Genomic DNA, 18,542 nt, shown 5'->3' with positions numbered 1-18,542 from the left:
GCAGTCCTTACAGGTCCGCGGGACCGTGAGCCTTGGCGGCCGCGACAGCGGCGGCCTTGCGGCTCTCGACGTCAGCGGAACGCTCGTGCGTGTCAGCACCTGCACCGCGGCGGGCGGCTTCCGGAGCCAGGTTCTCGAACTGGCCGGAAACCGTGCCACGGACACGGTTGTTGGCACCGGTCGGGGCCGGGTCGTTGTCGAGGCCCGCGAGGTTGCCACGCACGATGTTGTTGCTGACGGCGACAGCGGCCTTGTTGCCGGAGACGGTCAGGTCGCCGCCCCAGTAGCTGGCCTGCTCGCAGCCGACAACCGGGCCGTTCGCGCCGACCTGGACGGCGACGGAGTTGTTGGTGAAGCTGCCGTTTCCGTAGACCTCACTGGCGCAGACCACGGCACCCTGCTTGGCGCCGGTCACGGTGACGTTCTTGTCCGCCACCGAGTTCATCAGGTCTACATAGGACACATTGGTGCCACTGAGGTTGCCGGTGACACTCACCGACTCAAGGAAAACCTCGCCGACGGTCGCGGTCAGGTCGCCGTTCACGGTGGCACCGTTGAAGTACGCGGCCGTGGCACGGTCCGGAACCTTGTCCGCGGCGACCTTCACGGCACCGACCTTTGTGCCACCGGAAAGGAAGAAGCCCCAGCCGTCGGTTGACGTCAGGGAGCCTTTCAGCGTGATAGACTTGGCATCGAAGTAACCATCGTCCAGAATGGACACGTTGCCGTTGAACGTGCCACCGGTGACGACCAGGCTCGCGCCCGCTTCGACCGTCACCGTTCCGGACACGTTAACGTCGGTTAACACACAGGATTTCGTCGCGGCGACTCTCAGATCGCCAGGGACGGTCACCGCTCCTGCTTCACCCTCGCAATATGTGGTCAATCCAGCGCTCGCCGGCAGGGCGACGGCGACGGATGCCGAAGCCACAACGGCCGCGACGGCTAACACGGAACGAGCCCTCATTGGATCCCTCCAGATGCTTGCATAGTCGACGGGTTCAAGATCAACAATCAATCAGCACTGGTGGCGGCGCCCAGCAAATCGCGGATACGGCCGGTCGCCCGAGCGAACTCGGGTTCGGCCATGGTCTTGCCGTAGTCGCGTTCGAGCGGCAGGTCGACATGGATCAACTCGTCGATGGTGCCCGGACGCGCCGACATGACCACCACCCGGTCCGCGAGGTAGACGGCCTCGGGGATCGAGTGGGTGACAAGGAGCACGGTTGTACCTGTCTCACGCCAGATCCGGCGCAATTCGATGTTCATCTGCTCACGGGTGAGCGCGTCCAGCGCACCGAACGGCTCGTCCATCAGCAATACAGGCGGACGATGCAACAGCGCGCGGCACAACGCCACGCGCTGTTGCATACCCCCGGAAAGCTCGTGCGGATAAGCATCCTCGAAGCCGGTCAGCCCGGTCATCGCGATCAGCTCGTCCGCACGTTCTCTTGCCTCACCCGAGGGCATGCCGCGCATCTCCGCCTGCAGCAGGATGTTCTTGCGCGCGGACCGCCATTCCAGCAGGGCGGCCCGCTGGAAGACGTATCCGATGTCGCGCCTCGGTCCGTTGACGTCGTCGCCGAGCAGCGTGACCCGTCCCTTCGACGGTTTCAGCAGTCCGGACACCAGTTTGAGCAAAGTGGACTTACCACAGCCGGACGGGCCGACGATCGCGACGAACTCACTCGGCGCGACGCTCAACGAGACGTTGTGCAGTGCCGTGACGTCCCTCTTCTTGGTACGGAAGCGAACGGCCACGTCATCGATCTCGACGCTGGTGTCCATCTGAGCCGGTGCCTGTGCTGTCGTGCTGCTGGCGGGCATCCTCATCCCTTCGGCGCGAAACTGACATCCCAGTACTTCGAAGGCTCCTGGGCTTCCTTGATCACGCCTGCGTCGGCGAAGACCTTGATCGTCTCGCGCCAGTCGGCCTCGTCGTTCACCCCGGGCGCCTTGCCCGTGGTCTTCGAGGTGTGCAGCAACTTCGTCGTGGCGTTGAACTGCTCGGTGAGCACGGTCTCGGACGGCAACTGCTCCGACGCGCCCTTCATCGACTGCACCGCGGCGGTCGCGTTCGACTGCGCGGCAGTCCATGCCTCGCTCGTCGCGGCGACCATCCGGCCGACCAGATCCTTCTTGTCAGCGAGGTTCTTCTGCGAGGTGAGCAGGCCGTTGGAGAAGAAGCTCAGGCCGTGGTCGGCGAACTTCAAGTAGGAGACGGGTTTCTTGCCCTTCTCCTGAATGGTCGGCCCCTGGTCGGTCGCGAAGCCGAGCAGCGCGTCGGTCTGGCCGGACAGCACCGCGGCCATCTTGCCAGCGGCGTCCAGGTTCTGCAGCTTCACGTCGGAATCGGTCAGCCCGTTGACTTTCAGGAACGCGGGGAATGTCTTGCTCAGCGCGTCACCCGCGGTGCTGGCGATCGTCTTACCCTTGAGGTCCGCGGGCGTGGTGATGTTCTTCTCGCTGAAGAACTGCACGGCCGAGGGAGTCGTCTGCAGGAACACGCCGACGCTCTTGACCGACATTCCTTGTCCGACACCGGCAAGCAACGCTGGCGTGTCCGCCCAGCCGAAGTCGGTCTGCCCGGCCGCGGTGGCCTGAATGGTCTTCTGCGAACCCTGGCCCGCCTGGATGGTCAGGTCGATGCCGTGCTTCTCGAAGATCTTCTGTGCCTTGCCGTAGTAGAACGGCGCGTGCTCGCCGTATGGGTACCAGTTCAACATGAGGGTGGCCTTGTCGAGCTGCTTGCCCTCAGGGCTGGTCGTGGTCTGTTGCTGCGATCCGCCGCAGCCGGCGGCCAGTGCCAGCACCGGCACTAAAGCGGCGGCGAGAAGATGGCGGAACCTCATTGTGACTCCCTCATTACAGGCTGGTCGTAGCGGCGTCGATACGGCGGCTGGCGTGCCACGGGAGGACGAAGTACTCGAGGACCTCGACGAGTGCGAACAGCACGATGCCGAGGACCGACATGATGACAAGGCCTGCGAACAGGGTCGGTGTGTCGAAGTTCCCGTTCGCCTGCTGGATGACGTAACCAAGGCCTTCGTTCGACCCGACGAACTCGCCGACCACCGCGCCGGTGACCGCGAGCGTCGCGCCGATCTTCAAGCCGGAGAACAGATGCGGCAGCGAGGCAGGCAGCCTGATCTTGTAGAAGGTCTTCATCGGGCTCGCCCCCATCGTCGCGGAGAGCTGCAGCATCTCCGGGTCGATCGACTTCAGCCCGGTGACCATCGAGATGACCACGGGGAAGAACGCCATCAGCAGTGCGACGAGGATCTTCGGCTCGGTGCCGAAACCAAGCCACACAACGAACAGTGGCGCGATCGCGATCTTCGGGATCACCTGCGCGAACAGCAGCAAGGGATAGAGCGTGCGCTCCAGGGTGGTCGAGTAGACCATGATCACCGCGGTCACCACGCCGACGATGATCGCGAGCACGAAGCCCGCCACCGTCTCCCAGAGCGTGACGAGCGTGTGCGTCCAGAAGTAATCCGACTTCTCCGCGATGATCGCGAAGGTGTCGCCCGGCGAGGCGACGAGATAGGGCTGGACCAATTCGGTTGCGGTGATCACCCACCAGGCGACGAACAACAACGCCAGCAGCGCGACCGGACGCCACGCCTGATGGATGAATCCAAGAGCCCGCTCAGCAGTGCTGGGACGGATGCGATCGGCCACCCCCGCCGGCGCTTCCTGCGTGCTCTCTACCGCCATGCCCCTCCGCCTTCCCGCTACGGGAATCCTCGCACCGTGAAAGCGCTTACCCGCAGCTAGTAGCCGCTCTCACGTGTTGGAGAAAGCGCTTTCAGAAAGCGCTTTCTGCGCTAGAGTAGACACGCCCCGCTCGGCGGGTCAAGAACTGGAGAGCCATGGCAGAACGGACACACGTGACGTTGCAAGACGTCGCGCGTGCCGCCGCGGTGTCCCCCGCGACGGCGTCCCGAGTGCTCAACGGCACCGCGAAAGTCCGTGACGACCTGCGCGAACGCGTGCAGGACGCGGCAGGAAGGCTGGCGTACGCGCCGAATGCGCACGCACAGGCACTCGCCGGGGCGTCACGACGGACGGTCGGGGTCATCTGCCACGACGTCAGTGACCCGTACTTCGCCGTGATCGCACGGGGAATCATGCGAGTGGCTGGGGACAACGGACTGCTTGTCATGCTGGCCAGCACTTTCCGAGACGCCGATCGTGAGGTCGCGTACGTCTCGATGCTACGGGCCCAGCGGGCACCGGCGATTCTGCTGATCGGCTCAGGCTTTGAGGACAAAGCGTGGGAACGGTCGCTGGCCTCGGAAATCGATCCGTACCTGCGTGGCGGCGGCCGTGTTGCAGTTGTGTCACGGCACCGGAGCCTGCGGGTGGACAGTGTGCTGCCGGAAAACCGTTCGGGCGCAGCCGCTTTGGCGAACGCGCTACTGGAAATGGGCCATCGCCGGTTCGCCATTCTGGCCGGGCCACGGGCACTGACCACTGTGGCCGACCGGATCGCCGGGTTCCGGGACGCCTTGTCCGGAGCCGGTGTTCACATGTCTGAGAAGGACATTGTCGAATGCGGCTTCACCCGTGACGGTGGGTATGCCGGGATGTCCTCACTGATTTCCCGGGGCCTGGAAGCGACCTGCGTGTTCGCGGTGACCGACGTGATGGCGATCGGCGCGTTGACTGCGTTGCGTGACAACGACTTGTCGGTACCGGGTGATGTGTCGGTCGCTGGATTCGACGACATTCCCATTGTCCGGGACCTGACGCCACCGCTGACGACGGTGGCGTTGCCATTGGAGCAGTTGGGTGAGCGCGCGATGGAACTGGCGTTGCGCGAGAACTCCGGACGGCGCAGCCGAATCCTCCGAGTGGAGGGCGAAGTCGTGATCCGGGAAAGCACAGGAAGGGTACGTTCATGAGCTTGGCCGGGCTGACGATCGACCGGGTTGAGACGTTCGCGGTGCCGCTGCCAACTTTGCGTCCGTTCGGCGTATCGGGTGGCGCGATCGCGGTGATGGGCAAGCCGAGTGTGCGGATCTTGGTCAAGGTGACGGCCGGGGACTTCTCCGGGTGGGGCGAGGCGACCCCGATCCCGGCCTGGACCTACGAGACGCAGGAGTCGATCGTCAGCACGATCGATGGTTATCTGGCGCCTGCGATCATCGGACGACCGGCGTGGGACCTGGATGGCGTGACGACGGTGTTCGATCGAGCGATCAACCGGGGTTTCAGCATCGGGTCGCCGCTGGCGAAGTCAGCCGTCGATGTGGCGCTGCATGATCTCCTGGGTCACGCCCTTGGGGTTTCGGTCGGTGAGCTGTGGGGCCAGCGGCGAGTTTCGTCGCTCCAACTCGGCTGGGTGGTGTCGGGTCAGGGACCCGCGGAGGTCGCTGATGCCGTGGCTGAAGGACAGTCCCTGGGGTATCAGGCTTTCAAGGTGAAGATCGGGCTCGGGCCATCGGATCTGGAGATCGTCGCGGCCGTTCGGGATGCGGCACCTGGGGCCCCGCTGTGGGTCGACGCGAACCAGGGGTACACGGTCGCCGAGGCCGTGCAGATTTCCCGTGCGCTGGCGGATCTTGGCGTGACGGCCTTTGAGCAACCGTTGCCTGCCAATGACATTGCCGGGTTGCAGCGCTTGCGGGATTTGTCGGCGGTACCGGTTGCACTGGACGAAAGCCTCCGGCACCCGTCGGACATGTCGACGTTTGTCCGGCTGGGGGCGGTGGACATCGCCATCGCCAAGGTCCAGCGCAGCGGCGGGTTGACGTTGTCGCGGCGGCTTTTGCAGCTCGCCGAGGACAGCGGGGTCAGGTTGATGGGGTCAGGGCTGACGGATTCGGACATCGGGCTTGCCGCTTCGTTGCACCTGTTCGCGGCCTTCGGTATCACCACACCCGTTGACCTGAATGGCCGTCAGTTCGTGGACTCGGTGTATGTCGGTGGGGAGACGGTGAAGGTGTCCGATGGGACGGCCTACGTGCCGACCGGCCCAGGCCTGGGGATAGAGGTGGATGAGGAGAAGGTCAGGCGGATGGCGCTTTGACTTTGTCGGCGTTCCACGGTTTATAGCCCGCTAGTTCCGCGTCCTCTGGCGAGATGAACGTCAGGCTGGCCGAGACGCGGTTGTAGTACGGCGAGTCCGGCGTGTGATAGCGCATGGACTTCTTGGACGCCTTGATGATCATGGGTTCGATCTGCTGACCGGGTTCCACGATCTCCTCGGCCTCCCGCACCTCCTCGACGGCCACCGACTCCGCGATCTTGGGTTCGGGCTTCCGGCGCAACGCCAGAACCGTGATCCCCGCACCCGCGAGAAACGAGATCAGGCACAGGAAGAAGACCTGGGCGGCAAGCCACAACACCTCTGTCACTCCTTGGTTTTCGTCTGGTCGACCACGGTCTTCTCACCGAACAGCCGCTTGAACAACGCGACAATGGCTTTACGGCGGCCGTCGTCAGGGATCGTTCCGGCAACCACGACCTTGTTCGGCCGCACATCCACCGTCATCGCCTCGGGTTGCTGCGACAACACCGCCACCACGGTCTCCGCGGCCGTCGTGGTCATCGGGAAGTCTGTCCGGCGCTGGGTTTTGGTCTCGTCCACCAGCTTGCGGCCGTGCGTCTGCCTGCTCAACGCCCGCACGAACTGCGAGCGCCAGGCCTCTTGCTCCGTTGATCCCGTTACCGTGATCGTGGATGGCGTGAAGGACATCCGCATCGGCACCAGTTCAGGGTCCACAACGGACACGGCACGCACCCCGGGAGCGGCCTCGACCGCACGCTGAACCTGCGCCGCCTGTTCGACCGGAATGCCGCTGATGATCACATCACGGCCGTCGACAACCAATGTGCCTTGGCTGGCGGCTTTCTGGGCCTCGGCCGAGACCGCGCGCGAGATCCCCGGTGCTTGGATGATGAGGCCGATCGCTGTGATGGCGGCAGGGGTCGCTACGGCGGCCCAGAACCACCAGCGGGGGAAGCGCGGCATGGCCGCTGTCCTACCTCGCCCGGTACCTCTGACACCAGCGAAGCCCGGGAACTTCACTCGATCAAGTGGTGTGTGGGAACGCACCCGCGCCGTTGCGTGTGCGTCCCCTGTCAGGTCACGACGGACGGCGCACAGGCTGGCTCACCGGCGTGGTGAGCTTCGCGAAGGTGTACGCCGCCGACACCAGCGTCATGTGGTGATGCCAACCCCGGTATGACCGCCCTTCGAAGTCGAGCAGTCCGTAGACGGCCCGCAGGTCTTGCAGGTCAGCCTCGGTCCGCTCGGCCATGGCCCCCAATGTGATGACTTCGGCTGCCCGCAGATCCGTGCGGTTGGTCAGCCACAGCTTCTGCCTGCCGCCTTGCCACGATGTGCCGACCAGTTGCAGCGGCACGACTCCTCGGCTGCTTGGCAGGCGGACTGGCACGGACACAGCGTGCGTTGCCCGGTGTTTGCCGTTCGCACCCGGTGTCCAGGTGACCACTTGACGGTGTTTGACGTCGGCGCCGCGCAGACAGTCCCGTGCACGCAGCAGATGCGGCGCCCGCTGCGGGCCGAACCCCGTTGGCCGGACCGCGGCCAGATGGGGACCGGGCACTACCTGGAACGTGTCGGGCACCTCGAACACGAAGTCGGCCCCCAGCTCCGCCAACCTCGCCATCAGTTTCTCCGCGTCCGGCGTGTGCCGTAGGTCGCCGACGACCGGCGCTTTGCCTATCCCCCACTCGGCGACCTCCTCGACCATGTCGAGCGCGTACTGCCACGCCTGCTGGGACCGTACCGACTCCGGGATGTACGCGCGGTCACGACGGCGGTGGTCCTCCGTCCACCTCGGCGAGAGCTGGATCCGCCAGTTCACCGGAATACTCGCCTGATCTCCGGCGAGGAACAATCCGATGCCTAATTGACAGTTGATTGCTCTGCCTTCGCTCGGCACGAATCGCCGTTCGACGCCGACCGAATGTTCTCCGCGTTTGGGAATGGTTGTTTCGGCAATGACCAAAGCGCGCGGCGTGAGTAGCCTTTCAACCTCGTCCGCTATTTCAGCACGGACCAGTCGCCAGTCCCATGGGCTCTGGTTGATAAATTGCTGTAACGACTGCGAAACATTGAGATCCAACACCTCCTCTGCGATTCTTTTGACAGACTTGCGGCCGCGCCCCAGCAACAGGCCCCTTAAGTAGACCTCTGCCCATCTCCGCTGGTCAGAGCGTGGAAGCGAGCCGAACTTAGCCTGCGCGAACCGTGCCACCTCGTCCTTCTTGGCAAGCGAAAGATCAGTGCGAAGACTGTCCTCGACCACCACCATGGGACCCCCGGAATGTGTTCTTACCGTACACAATCAATACTCCATATGGGGAACGGAACGGGCAAGCGCAACTCGCCAAGGGTTGACGATCTCGTGAGGTTCACAGTAAGTCGGGCGACCGAAAAAGATATACCATCATCACTCGCAGTGATCGACAGTTTGTAGAGCTACTCGCGGTACGGTTTTCCCGGCCCGCCAAACAGGCACTTAGCAGTCCGAAGGACTTCTGTTTCGAAAGTGATCACGGTGGGTAACCGAAAATCGGGCCAGCATACGGACTCACGCGTTGGTACGTACGGGCGACAAATACCAACTGGATTGAACACGGAGTGCTACCAGATGGTGACAGTTCACCGGGTGGCGAATATTTCACGCATGAGAATGCCCCGCCGCTCGGGTTCCCGGCCAGATCGGTGAATTGATCAAGGACGGTCGGCGACGGGGCAATGCGACGGTGGGGAAATTTCTGGTCTTTGCTGGACTATTTCCTCATGCCGCCCGGTCGGCAATCGTGATCGCCTGGTCAAACCCGGCAAGTTGGATGATCTTCACCACTTCCGGCCCCGCTCCGACGACGATGATCGACGCGCCAGGCGGAAGCTCCTGCTGCGCGAAGACCAATGCGCGAACCCCGGCCGAAGACATTATGGACAATCCGGTCAGGTCGATCACCAACCGGTCCAATGGCCGCTGTACGGCCTGTTCGACCAGCGACCGGAACACCGGCGCGGTGTCCACATCCAACTCACCGGACACGAACACCGTGCCCGTGCGGCCGGTGAAGCCCAGGTAGGCCTCGAAGTTACTCATCGCTGTCCTCCTTAGATCGCCCGTGCTTCGAGCACGACGACAGATTTGCCCTCAAGCACCAGCTCAGCGCCGGTCTCGTCAGTCCGGTCCGGACGTGCCGTGTCGGCGAACACGTGCCACCACGTCCCTGCTGGCGGGTCGGGCAGCCGCACAGTCACCGGCGCGAGGTCGGTGTTGGCGGCAACGAAAACGGTGTCATCACCTTCGGTCGACTCCATCGCGACCAACCGGGACTCCGCAGACCAATCCGGCTGCCCGGGCTGCACGCCATGCCAGCGCACGTCACGGGCATCTGGATGCGCTGCCCGGCGCAGCGCGGGGTGCCGCCGCCGGAACGCCAGCAGCCTGCGTACGAACGTGACCAGGTCGGCGTTCTTGTCCTCAAGCGCCCAGTCCACCCAGGTGATGTCGTTGTCCTGGCAGTAGGCGTTGTTGTTGCCCTGCTGCGTACGGCCGAACTCGTCGCCAGCCAGCAGCATCGGCACCCCGTTGCTCACCAGGAGCAACGCCAACGCATTGCGCGTCTGCCGATCCCGCAGCCTCAGTACGTAAGGGTCGTCCGACGGCCCTTCCCAGCCGCAGTTCCAGCTCTCGTTGGCGTCGTGACCGTCCCGGTTGTCCTCGCCGTTGGCTTCGTTGTGCTTTTCGTTGTATGACACCAGGTCCGCCAACGTGAAGCCGTCATGGCAGGTCACGAAGTTCACCGACGCACGGGTTCCGCGTCCCGCGTACAGATCGGGCGATCCGGCCAGCCGAGTCGCCAGTTCACCCGCGGATCCGGGCCGGGCGGCGAGGAACCGGCGCAGCCCGTCCCGGTATTGCCCGTTCCACTCCAGCCACGGTTCCGGGAAGGCGCCGACCTGGTAGAGGCCGCCCGCGTCCCAGGCTTCGGCGATCATCTTGCGGTCGACCAGCACCGGATCGTCCGCGATCTCGGTCAGCAGCGGCGGATCTTCCAGTGGGGCACCGTCCTGGCCGCGGGTCAGGATCGAGGCGAGGTCGAACCGGAATCCATCCACCCGGTACTCGGTCACCCAGTGCCGCAACGAGTCCACAATGAACTCACGCACCACGGGGTGGTTGCTGTTCATGGTGTTCCCGGTACCGCTGAAGTTGTAGTAGTCGCCGTCCGGGGTCAGCAGGTAGTAGGTGCCGTTGTCCAAGCCGCGCAACGACTGCGTCGGCCCGCGGTGATCACCTTCGCCGGTATGGTTGAACACGACATCCAGGACCACCTCGATTCCGGCTGCGTGCAGATCGCGTACAAGTTCCTTGAACTCACGCGGCGAGCCGTAGGAAGCCTTGGGGGCGAAGAAACCGACGGTGTTGTAGCCCCAGAAGTTGTGGCGCGGCTGGCCACCGGCAATGTCCGTCTCGTCGAACTCGAACACCGGCATCAGCTCGACGCAGTTCACGCCCAGTTCCCGCAGATACGGCACCTTCTCCCGGAGACCCGCGAACGTACCTGGCTCGGCCACGCCCGACGAGGGATGACGGGTGAAGCCGCGCACGTGCAGCTCATAGATCACCAGGTCCTCGGCGGCGATGCCGGGTGGCCTGTCCTCGCCCCAGTCGAACTCCTCGTGCACCACTCGTGACCGGTACTGCGGCCGCTTGCCCCATTCCTCCGCACCCGCGAGCGCCTTCGCGTACGGATCCAGCAACAGGTCTTCGGAGCCGTCCGGACGAAACGCGTAGTGCACCAAATCCGGGACCAACCCAAGCACCTTCATCGTGAACACGTCGCCGATGCGGAAGTCATCCGGAAATGGCAGTTCCGTGAGGACATCGCCGCGCTCAGGATCCAGTAGCACCAACCACATCCGGTCGATCGTGTTTGAGCGGACGGCAAACGTGATGCCGTCGTCGTCAACCGTCACGCCTAACCGTTCGGCGCTACCGGGCTCGATCCGGAAACCGTCAAGCCAGCGCGTCACGATTCCTCCACCGGAGCCAGTCGCACCTGGACAGTCACTGGATCCGAACTGTCAGGCAACTGGACCGTCATGCCTTTGGCATCGAAGTCCTTGAACGGCTGACCGTCCACAAGGACACTGTCGAGCCGGACTCGACCGGCTGGCAGGACATCGGGTGCGACGCGCAGCAAGCCTTCTGGGAAGTCCGCGTCGGGCCGTGGCCGGAACCACAGATCCAGTGGCTCGCCGTGAATGAGAAGTCCGTTGTAGACGGTTGCGAGGTAGCAGAGCTCGGATGTGTGGTACATGCTCATCGAGTGGCTGCCTTTGAGCCGTTCCGTGCCGACCAGGTACGGGATTCCGCTTGCCAATACGTTGAAGTACACACCGCCCTCGTCATGGTCGAGGAAGAACGCGTTGTAGAACGCCTCCGCGTCCCTCGCGTGCGCGAGGAATTCCGGTTCACGGCGATGCCCAGCAAGCACTAGGTAGGCCAGGATGGCCTGTTCCTGCTGCCACCAGGCTTTGCGGTCGTGCCAGACGAAGTCGTGCGGTTCCTGACGATTCACCAAGTCGTACCAGCCGCCGCGGCGCGTGTCACGGCCCACGTCGAGCATGGTCTTGGCGAGGTTCGAGGCCATCTGCTGGTAGTCGTACTTCGCGCGGACCGCGTTCATCCGGGTCAGGTTCCACGCGATCTTCAGGTTGTGGCCAACGACAGCGCGGTCCTGCTGCCAGCCCCAAGTCCGGTCCGGCGACCAGTCAGCGTGAAACCTCTCCTGCACAAAAGGTGTTTCACGGTCGGGAAAGTGCGACACGATCATGTCGAACGTGTGCTCAAGCATCCGCAGGTGCTTGTCCTCGCCCGTCGCCAAGTACAGGTTGAACAGGTACGCGGGGGCATGGTCGCCGACCGAGTTCCAGTTCTTGCGCGACTGGTTCCGGCCGAGGGTGTGGGCGTGCGGGCTCAGATCGGCCGGGGCGATGTGCGAGAAGTACCCGCCCAGCCTTGGATCGGCGAAGAACCGCTCGAACAGCCGCATAGTGCCATCGATATCGGCCTTGATCGACGGATCGCCGGTGACACGGTAGTTCTGCACGAGCCCGGCAAGCGCGTAGATCTGTTCGTACGCGGGGATAGCGCGGTAGTCATCGTCGAATTCGGACGTGAACAGCTTGCGTTCCCGCGTCCCTTCCACATCGATCCCGTGGTACCAGTACGTGACGTCCTCATCGGTGTCGACGAACCTCATGTGTTCCTGGAGGTACGCGCTGCCACGGTCAGCGACGGTCAGAAAGTCTTCGTCCCCAGTCAGCATGTACGCGGACGCCATGCCATAGACCAGCCGCGAGATGGTGTCGGTTTCCTGGATGTGGCGCCCGTTCTTGTCGCCGCCGAGGCGGATTTCCGTGCGATAGTCCACATAGTCCACCTCGCCCGTGCCGAACTGGGCGCGCCGGTAGAAGCGGGCGAGCTCGCGCAATTGGGTGATCCACCAGTCGGGCCGCTCGAACGCGTACTCGTCCGGTCCTTCACCGACGAACGTCACCTGTGTGGCCTGGTGGCGGCCGTCGGGGTAGATCGGGCCGTACGCGAAAACCATGCGCCCCGGCGTTTCCAGTAGTTCTGTGAGCCGCCCGGTGACGTCACGGTACGGCTCGCCGAGGTTGCGCATCAGCTGCGCGGACGTGGTGTCGGTCAGGTGGAGTTCGACAAGCTCACCGTCCGCGGTTCGCAACCGGAACCGGCCGCCTCCACTGGAAACGAGGCGGCCGGTCGTGGTGTCGGAATACGAGTGCATTTCAGCGCTGCCTGGCCGCCAGCTGGTCGATCACGGTACGCGCCAACAGGTTGCACTCGTCGACCGTGCGTGACGTGACCAGGTCACCGTCCACAACGACATCCCGTCCGGTGTAGACAGCGCCCACGTTGCGTACGTCGCCGACCAGGTTGTTGTGGCACGTCACGGCCCGTCCCCTGATCAACTCAGGCACTGCGGAGAGCAGCAGCAAGCCGTGGCAGGAGAAGGCTTTCACCAGGTTCGGCAGCCGGAATGCCCGCCGCATCACTTCAACCGCGGGCGCCAGGCGCTGCAGGTCATCGGTGTAACGCAACCGGTCCGACACCATGCCAGATGGCACGATGATCGCCGAGAACCGGGAAAGCTCGTCGTAGTCCAGCTTCTCCAGGTCGCCCGAAACTTCGATCGGCGCGCGCTGCTCGTGGCCGGTGAAGGTGAGGGAGTCGTTGCCCCACAACCTGGTCAGCAGCTCGACTTGGATGCCTTCTTCTTCGAACCGCTTCTGGTAGTAGGCGATCTCTGTTTCGACGTAGTCGCTTTCCATGAAGATGGCGATCCGCCTGCCGGTGAGGGTTCCTGAGGTGGTCCGTACTTCGGCTGTTTGGGTCATGTCCTTTGCCTTTTGTTTTAGGGTAGGTCGTGAGTGGTTACGCGCGTTCTAACGCGCGTAACCACTCACGAGGGTGGACCTGCTACGCCGCGGCGCTCTGGCGAGCGAACTCGCCGCCGCGCGGCGCCGCAGATCCCGGCATGGGGGTCAATCCCCCGACAGTGCATGTACGGATCTTCGGCTTGCCGTCCCGCAGGACGACCGACCATTCCTCAGTGGAGTCCACACCGACCCAGACGCTGCTGGCCGATGGCGGCACCCACATCCGCGACTGCCAGTTCACCCGCACCAAGACCTGTGCGTGCAACGGTGAAGTGGCGTGGATACGCACGTCCCGCAGGTCGCGTACCTCGTCGAAGTACGTGGCGATCATGTCGGCGTGCCAGTCACGGAACTCTTCGTGGGTGCGAACTGTCCCTTGTGGTAGATGCAGCACCAATCCGTTGTCGGTCAACAGGTCGAGCAGCACCTCGACGTCGTCGTGCTGGTCGAGGGCGGTGAACCAGTCCTGAACCAGCCCGTGTACCGCTGCCTGCGTGATCGACTGTTCCATGTGCCTTACCTCCTAGTCGATGACGAGGTCGATGAGGTAGGGACCGTCGTGGGCAAGCATCGCCTCCACGGCAGCGTCCACCTCGTAGAGCTTTTCCACCCGCTGCCCTGCGACTCCCAAGGATTGAGCGATCCCGGTGAACCCGATGGCCGGTGTGGACAGATCGAACGCGGCCGGGTGCGTGTGCGGCGCGATCCCCAGTTCCCGCCAGTACTGCTCAAGGTTGTCGTCGAGCAGCTGATAGCGGCCGTTGTTGCAGATCACGAACTTCGCGCCGATGTTGTAGCGGGCCGCTGTCCACAGTGCCTGGATGGTGTACATGCTGCCGCCGTCACCGGTGAACGCCACGACCGGCGCCTCTGGCGAAGCGAGCTTGATGCCCAGTGCCCCAGGGATTCCGACACCGAGCGAACCGCCGCGGGTCTGGAAGAACCGGCCGGGCTGTTGCGCGGGCAGGTATTTCGCCAGCGGTGGCGACGCGGTCAGTGCCTCGTCGAACACCACCAGGTCCTCCGGTGCGCGTCCAGCCAGCCTGCGCACGAACCGGTCCAGCACGGTGTCCTCTTCCAGCGGCGGCTCCGGGAACACCGGTCGGGAGCGTGACACCTCAAGTGGTGTGCTCGGCGCGAGGCCCGGCCTTTGCCTGTTGATTTCCTTGCCCAGTGCGGCGAGCGTCAGCTTGGGGTCCGCCACGATGCCCACATCAACCGGGAAGTTCTTGGCGATCTCGTAGGCATCCAGGTCAATGTGGACGAGCTTGGCATCGGTCCTGAATGGACTGTCCAATGCGGGGAAGACTTCTGGGAAGATGTACGTCCCCACAATCAGGACAGAGTCTGCTTCGGCCACAACCCTGGCGCTGTTCGCGCCGAACATGTGGCCGAGTTGTCCGCCATAGAGCCGGTGCGTGGCGTCGAAGTTGAACTCCGAGTCGTTCACGCCCCACACGGTTGCGCCCAACGCTTCCGCCACCGCGGTCAGCTCACGCTGCGCCCCGCTGGTGGCGATGCCGTCGCCCATCAGGATCAGCCTGCGCTGTCCAGACAGGAGTGTCGTGGCGGCACGCGCCAACAGCGAGGGCTCCGGAACTACCCTGGTTTCCGGAATCGAGGTTGGCACAGCGGGCTCGGTCGTGATCTCGTCGAGCACGTCGGCGGGCAGTACGACCATCACTGGCCCGCGAGGCGGCGTCATGGCGATCTTGACGGCTCGGCGCAGCACTCGCAGCACTGAGTCCGGGTCGATCACCCGTGTGGCGAACTTGGTGACAGGCTTGGCCATGGCGACCAGATCGGCCGCCATCTGCCCGTCCATCGCGTCGTATTTGACGCCTGCCTCGCCGACCAGCACCACGAGCGGCGAGCCGCCGCGCTTGGCCTGGTACAGCATGCCGATCCCGTTGCCGAGCCCGACCCCGCTGTGCAGCTGGACCAGGGCAGGCCGCTGGGACGCGCGGGCATAGCCGTCGGCCATGCCCACCGCGACGCCCTCGTGCAGCGAGAGCAGGTAGTCGACGTCGAAATCGCCACCAGCGTCCAGGAACCCCTGCTCGACGGTTCCCGGGTTGCCGAACATGTACTCGATGCCGTCGGCCGCGAACTGCTCGAAGATGGCGACCTTTCCTGGCCTCTTGGTCATCTTTACCAGCCGAACCTTCGCAGGCCGTGCTCCAGCACCTGAACCGTCAGCTCGCCCGCGGGAACGGAATCAGGCGTCGAACGGGCGGTGATGAACGGGTAGTCGACGATGACCGAGGTCTCCTTGCCGACGTTGCCGTGGAAACGGCCGATCGGGCCGGTGGCGTCACGCAGGATGTACTCCAGCGGGTACGGCGGCGGGCCCATGTTGAACTCGACGCCGATGAAGCCGGTGCCGTCCTTGTAGTCGTACTCCTTGGGGTGCCCGGTGACGTGCTTGTTCTGGATGATGCTCTCGCGGGTCTCCAGGTCACGGGCGAACGCGAGCACCGCGACGCCGTAGCACTCGGCCAGGATCGGCTTGTCGGCGCGGTGGAAGCCGAGCACGAGCTCGTGCAGGCGCTCGTTGTTGGCCAGGTCCACGATCGGGCCGGAGCCACCGACGATGGTCAGCGCGTCGAAGCTGTTCACCAGGTCGGCGACGGCCCCGTCGAGCCTGCGGTTGTACTCCTCGACCTCACGCAGGTGGTTGACCACGCTGTAGTAGGGCCGCTCGGGAACGAGGTCCGCGAGGCTGAGCGGGTTGTCCAAACGGGACGACGCGTCCAGTTCACGGGCGCGGCGCGCCATGTCCGGCGTGGTGACCGAACGGCCGAGCGGCGGGTCGATGTAGTCGGTGTCGAGGCTGGGCGGCAGGGCCTGTGGGCGCTTGCCGTTCGGGGTAAGGAAAGTCGTGCGGTAGCCGGCGGCGTCGAACGCCTCGACCGGGCCGACGAGCTCCTCGCCCCAATAGCCGTACTCGGACAGGACGACCAAAATTCGTTTGGTCATGAGTTTTTCCTTTCAAGGGTGGTCGGGCCGATGATCCAGTTCTCGCGCACGGCGAGCGTGTGCACGTAACGGGGTTCGGTGAAGGTGGCCAGGTCGGCCATGGCCCGCTGGAATTCGGGGCTGCGCATGGCGTTGCGCAGCGCGTTCACGTCGTCGAACCAGAGCTGGTACGCACAGTCCAGAGTGGCCTCACCGACGCCGTAGAAGCCGTCCCTGGTGTGGTTCTGGTAGTAGCGGCGCAAGCCAGGAACCCTGCTCATCACCGAAGCGTGCGCGTCCCGGCTGTAGGCACGGAACTCGTTGAGGGGAAGCCCTTCCTTGCGCTTGACGAGCACGAAGAGCTTGGTATCCGCGGTTTTCTGCGAGCCGGGGACGACGATGTGTGCGTCGGTGTCCAGGACGAGCGTGCGCCAGAAAGCGGCCCAGCGAGGCTCGTCCAGCCGGGCGCCCTCGAGGAACTCCGGCGTCTGCAGCGAGGCGAGCTGCTCTTCCTCGTTGGCCAGCCAGATCTCGGCGACACCGCTCCACAGTGGCTCGGGCTCGTCGAAGGACAACTCGACCCGAGTGTCCACAAGGTACTGACGGATCTGCGGGATCTTGCTGGCGTACTGAACCGCGTGCTCTTCCACCCAGTAACGGTGGAACTCACGCTCGCTCATACCCGGTCGCGGGTAGGCGAAGATCAGTTGGTGGATCATCGTGCGGCCTCCGCTTCGGCGGGCCGGTAGCGGTTGGCGACGTCCTCGGCGAAACCGAGGTAGTCCCGCAGCGGCCAGATGATCTCGAATTCGAGGTATTCCCGCATCGGCAGGCGGAACACCGAACGGTCGAGCTCCTCGGCCGACTCCGCGTCCACCACCGCGATGACCCGCTTCTGGCCAGCGACCTTCCACAAGCCGATGCAGTAGCCGGAGTTCAGCGTCTCCTCGGCGTGCCGGGTCTCCTCTTCCTCGATCTCCCACAGCTCGTCGAGGCTGATCCGACCTTCGTGATTCCACCGCATCTGGCAGTAGAACAGCATTCGCTTGTCCTTTCAGGCGTCGCGCAGGGTCTTGGTCAGGTCGTGGTCGTCACCGAAGATGTCGGCGGCCATCTCGTACGGCGTCTTGTCGTCGTGGCCGACGAGGTCGAGCCGGGCGCCCGCGTTGATCAGGATGCGGGCGCAGTCCTCGAAGCCGTGCCAGAGCGCGTCGTGCAGCGGCGTGTAACCGTTGGTGGCGCCCTGGAAGTCGATGTCCACCCCAGGGGTGTCGACGAGGATCTTGGTGATGTCGGCGTGTCCGTTGTAGACAGCCTTGTGCAACGGAACCGCGCCGAACGTCGGCTCGGTGGCGTTGATGTCGGCGCCCGCGGCGATCAGGGCACGAACGATCTCGGTGTGCCCGTCGCGGGCGGCAACCAGCAACGGCGTGTGCAAGTCGTTGAACCCGTTGAGAACCGGGTAGCGTGCGTCCACTTCGGCCCCGTTGGCCAGCAGGACCTGCACGTTGATCAGGTCACCGGCGGCGGTCGCCGCCATCAGTTCCTGGCTGGCGATCTTGCGCTCGTCGGACTCGATCCGCCGCTTCAGCAAGGCTTCCGCGGCGAGCAGCTTTTCCTGGCCGAGCGTGTTCACGTTCAGTGCGTACTCGAAGTGGTCACGCATCGAGAAGCCGTAGTGCGTGCTGAGGTTCAGGCCCGCGTTGAGGTCGAGCAGGTAGCCGACGATGTCAGGTCGCTTGTACCAGAACGCGTCCAGCAACGGGGTGTGTCCGGTGGAGGTCGCGACCGCGTCCACGAACGCGCCTGCCTCGATGATCAGCTTGACGGTGTCAAGATCGCCTGCCTGAACGGCTTTGTGCAACGCCGTGGCACCCGCGACACTGTCCGACGTGTACACGTCGGCGCCCGCGTCGAGCAGCATCCGGACCAGCTCGGCGTTTCCCTTGCCAGCGGCCACCATCAGCGCGGTCAGGCCGTCCGAGCCGCGGGCGTTGACGTCGACTCCGTTGCGCAGCAGGCCACGGACTTCGTGCAGGTCGTCGCGACGGACCGCGTTGAGCAGCAGAGTACGCGCGGCGTCACTCATGGGAATTCTCCTCGGATGGTTAAT

The 18,542-nt window shown here is 64.3% G+C and carries 19 protein-coding genes; 2 read left to right on the top strand and 17 right to left on the bottom strand.

The window, feature by feature from the left end:
* Nucleotides 1-7 precede the first annotated feature (7 nt).
* The 4 genes from LWC34_RS30985 to LWC34_RS30970 form a co-directional block, all read right to left on the bottom strand.
* The gene (locus LWC34_RS30985) at nt 8-790 is read right to left on the bottom strand and encodes a hypothetical protein (RefSeq protein ID WP_233728594.1); all 783 of its coding nucleotides are present in this window, start codon (nt 788-790) and stop codon (nt 8-10) included.
* 224 nt (nt 791-1,014) lie between these two features.
* The gene (locus LWC34_RS30980; RefSeq protein ID WP_233728593.1) at nt 1,015-1,827 is read right to left on the bottom strand and encodes an ABC transporter ATP-binding protein; all 813 of its coding nucleotides are present in this window, start codon (nt 1,825-1,827) and stop codon (nt 1,015-1,017) included.
* Between the two features lie 2 nt (nt 1,828-1,829).
* Nucleotides 1,830-2,852, bottom strand: a complete 1,023-nt coding sequence (locus tag LWC34_RS30975) for an ABC transporter substrate-binding protein (protein ID WP_233728592.1) — start codon at nt 2,850-2,852, stop codon at nt 1,830-1,832.
* 13 nt (nt 2,853-2,865) lie between these two features.
* Complete coding sequence (locus LWC34_RS30970; RefSeq protein ID WP_233728591.1) at nt 2,866-3,720, bottom strand: ABC transporter permease; 855 nt, start codon at nt 3,718-3,720, stop codon at nt 2,866-2,868.
* A gap of 155 nt (nt 3,721-3,875) precedes the next feature.
* Between LWC34_RS30970 and LWC34_RS30965 the strand changes: the two genes are divergently transcribed.
* Complete coding sequence (locus LWC34_RS30965) at nt 3,876-4,910, top strand: LacI family DNA-binding transcriptional regulator (RefSeq protein WP_233728590.1); 1,035 nt, start codon at nt 3,876-3,878, stop codon at nt 4,908-4,910.
* Nucleotides 4,907-6,037: a mandelate racemase/muconate lactonizing enzyme family protein gene (locus LWC34_RS30960; RefSeq protein WP_233728589.1), complete on the top strand. Its 1,131-nt coding sequence runs from the start codon at nt 4,907-4,909 to the stop codon at nt 6,035-6,037. Before LWC34_RS30965 ends, LWC34_RS30960 begins: the two co-directional genes overlap by 4 nt.
* On the opposite strand, the gene LWC34_RS30955 is transcribed toward LWC34_RS30960, so the two are convergent.
* The 13 genes from LWC34_RS30955 to LWC34_RS30895 form a co-directional block, all read right to left on the bottom strand.
* The gene (locus LWC34_RS30955) at nt 6,018-6,356 is read right to left on the bottom strand and encodes a sunset domain-containing protein (protein ID WP_233728588.1); all 339 of its coding nucleotides are present in this window, start codon (nt 6,354-6,356) and stop codon (nt 6,018-6,020) included. The genes LWC34_RS30960 and LWC34_RS30955 overlap by 20 nt on opposite strands.
* Nucleotides 6,357-6,361: 5 nt before the next feature.
* Nucleotides 6,362-6,982, bottom strand: coding sequence for a hypothetical protein (locus tag LWC34_RS30950; protein WP_233728587.1), 621 nt, complete (start codon nt 6,980-6,982; stop codon nt 6,362-6,364).
* A 115-nt stretch (nt 6,983-7,097) separates the two neighbouring features.
* A complete protein-coding gene (locus tag LWC34_RS30945; RefSeq protein WP_233728586.1) occupies nt 7,098-8,291 on the bottom strand; it encodes an IS701 family transposase in 1,194 nt (397 codons plus the stop codon).
* Between the two features lie 489 nt (nt 8,292-8,780).
* Nucleotides 8,781-9,101, bottom strand: coding sequence for an STAS domain-containing protein (locus LWC34_RS30940; protein ID WP_233728585.1), 321 nt, complete (start codon nt 9,099-9,101; stop codon nt 8,781-8,783).
* Between the two features lie 11 nt (nt 9,102-9,112).
* The gene (locus LWC34_RS30935; RefSeq protein WP_233728584.1) at nt 9,113-11,038 is read right to left on the bottom strand and encodes a glycogen debranching protein; all 1,926 of its coding nucleotides are present in this window, start codon (nt 11,036-11,038) and stop codon (nt 9,113-9,115) included.
* Entirely contained in the window at nt 11,035-12,819 is a 1,785-nt protein-coding gene (locus LWC34_RS30930; protein WP_233728583.1) for an AGE family epimerase/isomerase, read from the bottom strand. Before LWC34_RS30930 ends, LWC34_RS30935 begins: the two co-directional genes overlap by 4 nt.
* A 1-nt stretch (nt 12,820) precedes the next feature.
* Complete coding sequence (locus LWC34_RS30925) at nt 12,821-13,429, bottom strand: DJ-1/PfpI family protein (RefSeq protein WP_233728582.1); 609 nt, start codon at nt 13,427-13,429, stop codon at nt 12,821-12,823.
* Nucleotides 13,430-13,511: 82 nt separating this feature from the next.
* A complete protein-coding gene (locus LWC34_RS30920) occupies nt 13,512-13,982 on the bottom strand; it encodes a nuclear transport factor 2 family protein (protein WP_233728581.1) in 471 nt (156 codons plus the stop codon).
* A 12-nt stretch (nt 13,983-13,994) separates the two neighbouring features.
* The gene (locus LWC34_RS30915; protein ID WP_233728580.1) at nt 13,995-15,620 is read right to left on the bottom strand and encodes a thiamine pyrophosphate-binding protein; all 1,626 of its coding nucleotides are present in this window, start codon (nt 15,618-15,620) and stop codon (nt 13,995-13,997) included.
* A gap of 2 nt (nt 15,621-15,622) precedes the next feature.
* Entirely contained in the window at nt 15,623-16,450 is an 828-nt protein-coding gene (locus tag LWC34_RS30910) for a type 1 glutamine amidotransferase domain-containing protein (RefSeq protein ID WP_233728579.1), read from the bottom strand.
* The gene (locus LWC34_RS30905) at nt 16,447-17,148 is read right to left on the bottom strand and encodes an EthD domain-containing protein (protein ID WP_233728578.1); all 702 of its coding nucleotides are present in this window, start codon (nt 17,146-17,148) and stop codon (nt 16,447-16,449) included. The genes LWC34_RS30910 and LWC34_RS30905 overlap by 4 nt, the downstream gene beginning before the upstream one ends.
* Nucleotides 17,145-17,471 carry a muconolactone Delta-isomerase family protein gene (locus LWC34_RS30900; RefSeq protein WP_233728577.1) on the bottom strand — a complete coding sequence of 109 codons (327 nt, stop codon included), beginning with the start codon at nt 17,469-17,471 and terminating at the stop codon, nt 17,145-17,147. The genes LWC34_RS30905 and LWC34_RS30900 overlap by 4 nt, the downstream gene beginning before the upstream one ends.
* A 12-nt stretch (nt 17,472-17,483) precedes the next feature.
* Nucleotides 17,484-18,518 carry an ankyrin repeat domain-containing protein gene (locus LWC34_RS30895; RefSeq protein ID WP_233728576.1) on the bottom strand — a complete coding sequence of 345 codons (1,035 nt, stop codon included), beginning with the start codon at nt 18,516-18,518 and terminating at the stop codon, nt 17,484-17,486.
* Nucleotides 18,519-18,542 lie beyond the last annotated feature (24 nt).

This window comes from Kibdelosporangium philippinense, from assembly GCF_021390435.2.
Taxonomy (GTDB): domain Bacteria; phylum Actinomycetota; class Actinomycetes; order Mycobacteriales; family Pseudonocardiaceae; genus Kibdelosporangium; species Kibdelosporangium philippinense.
Note: the sequence above shows the minus strand (reverse complement) of the source record. Positions and strands in the feature narration are given on the sequence as shown.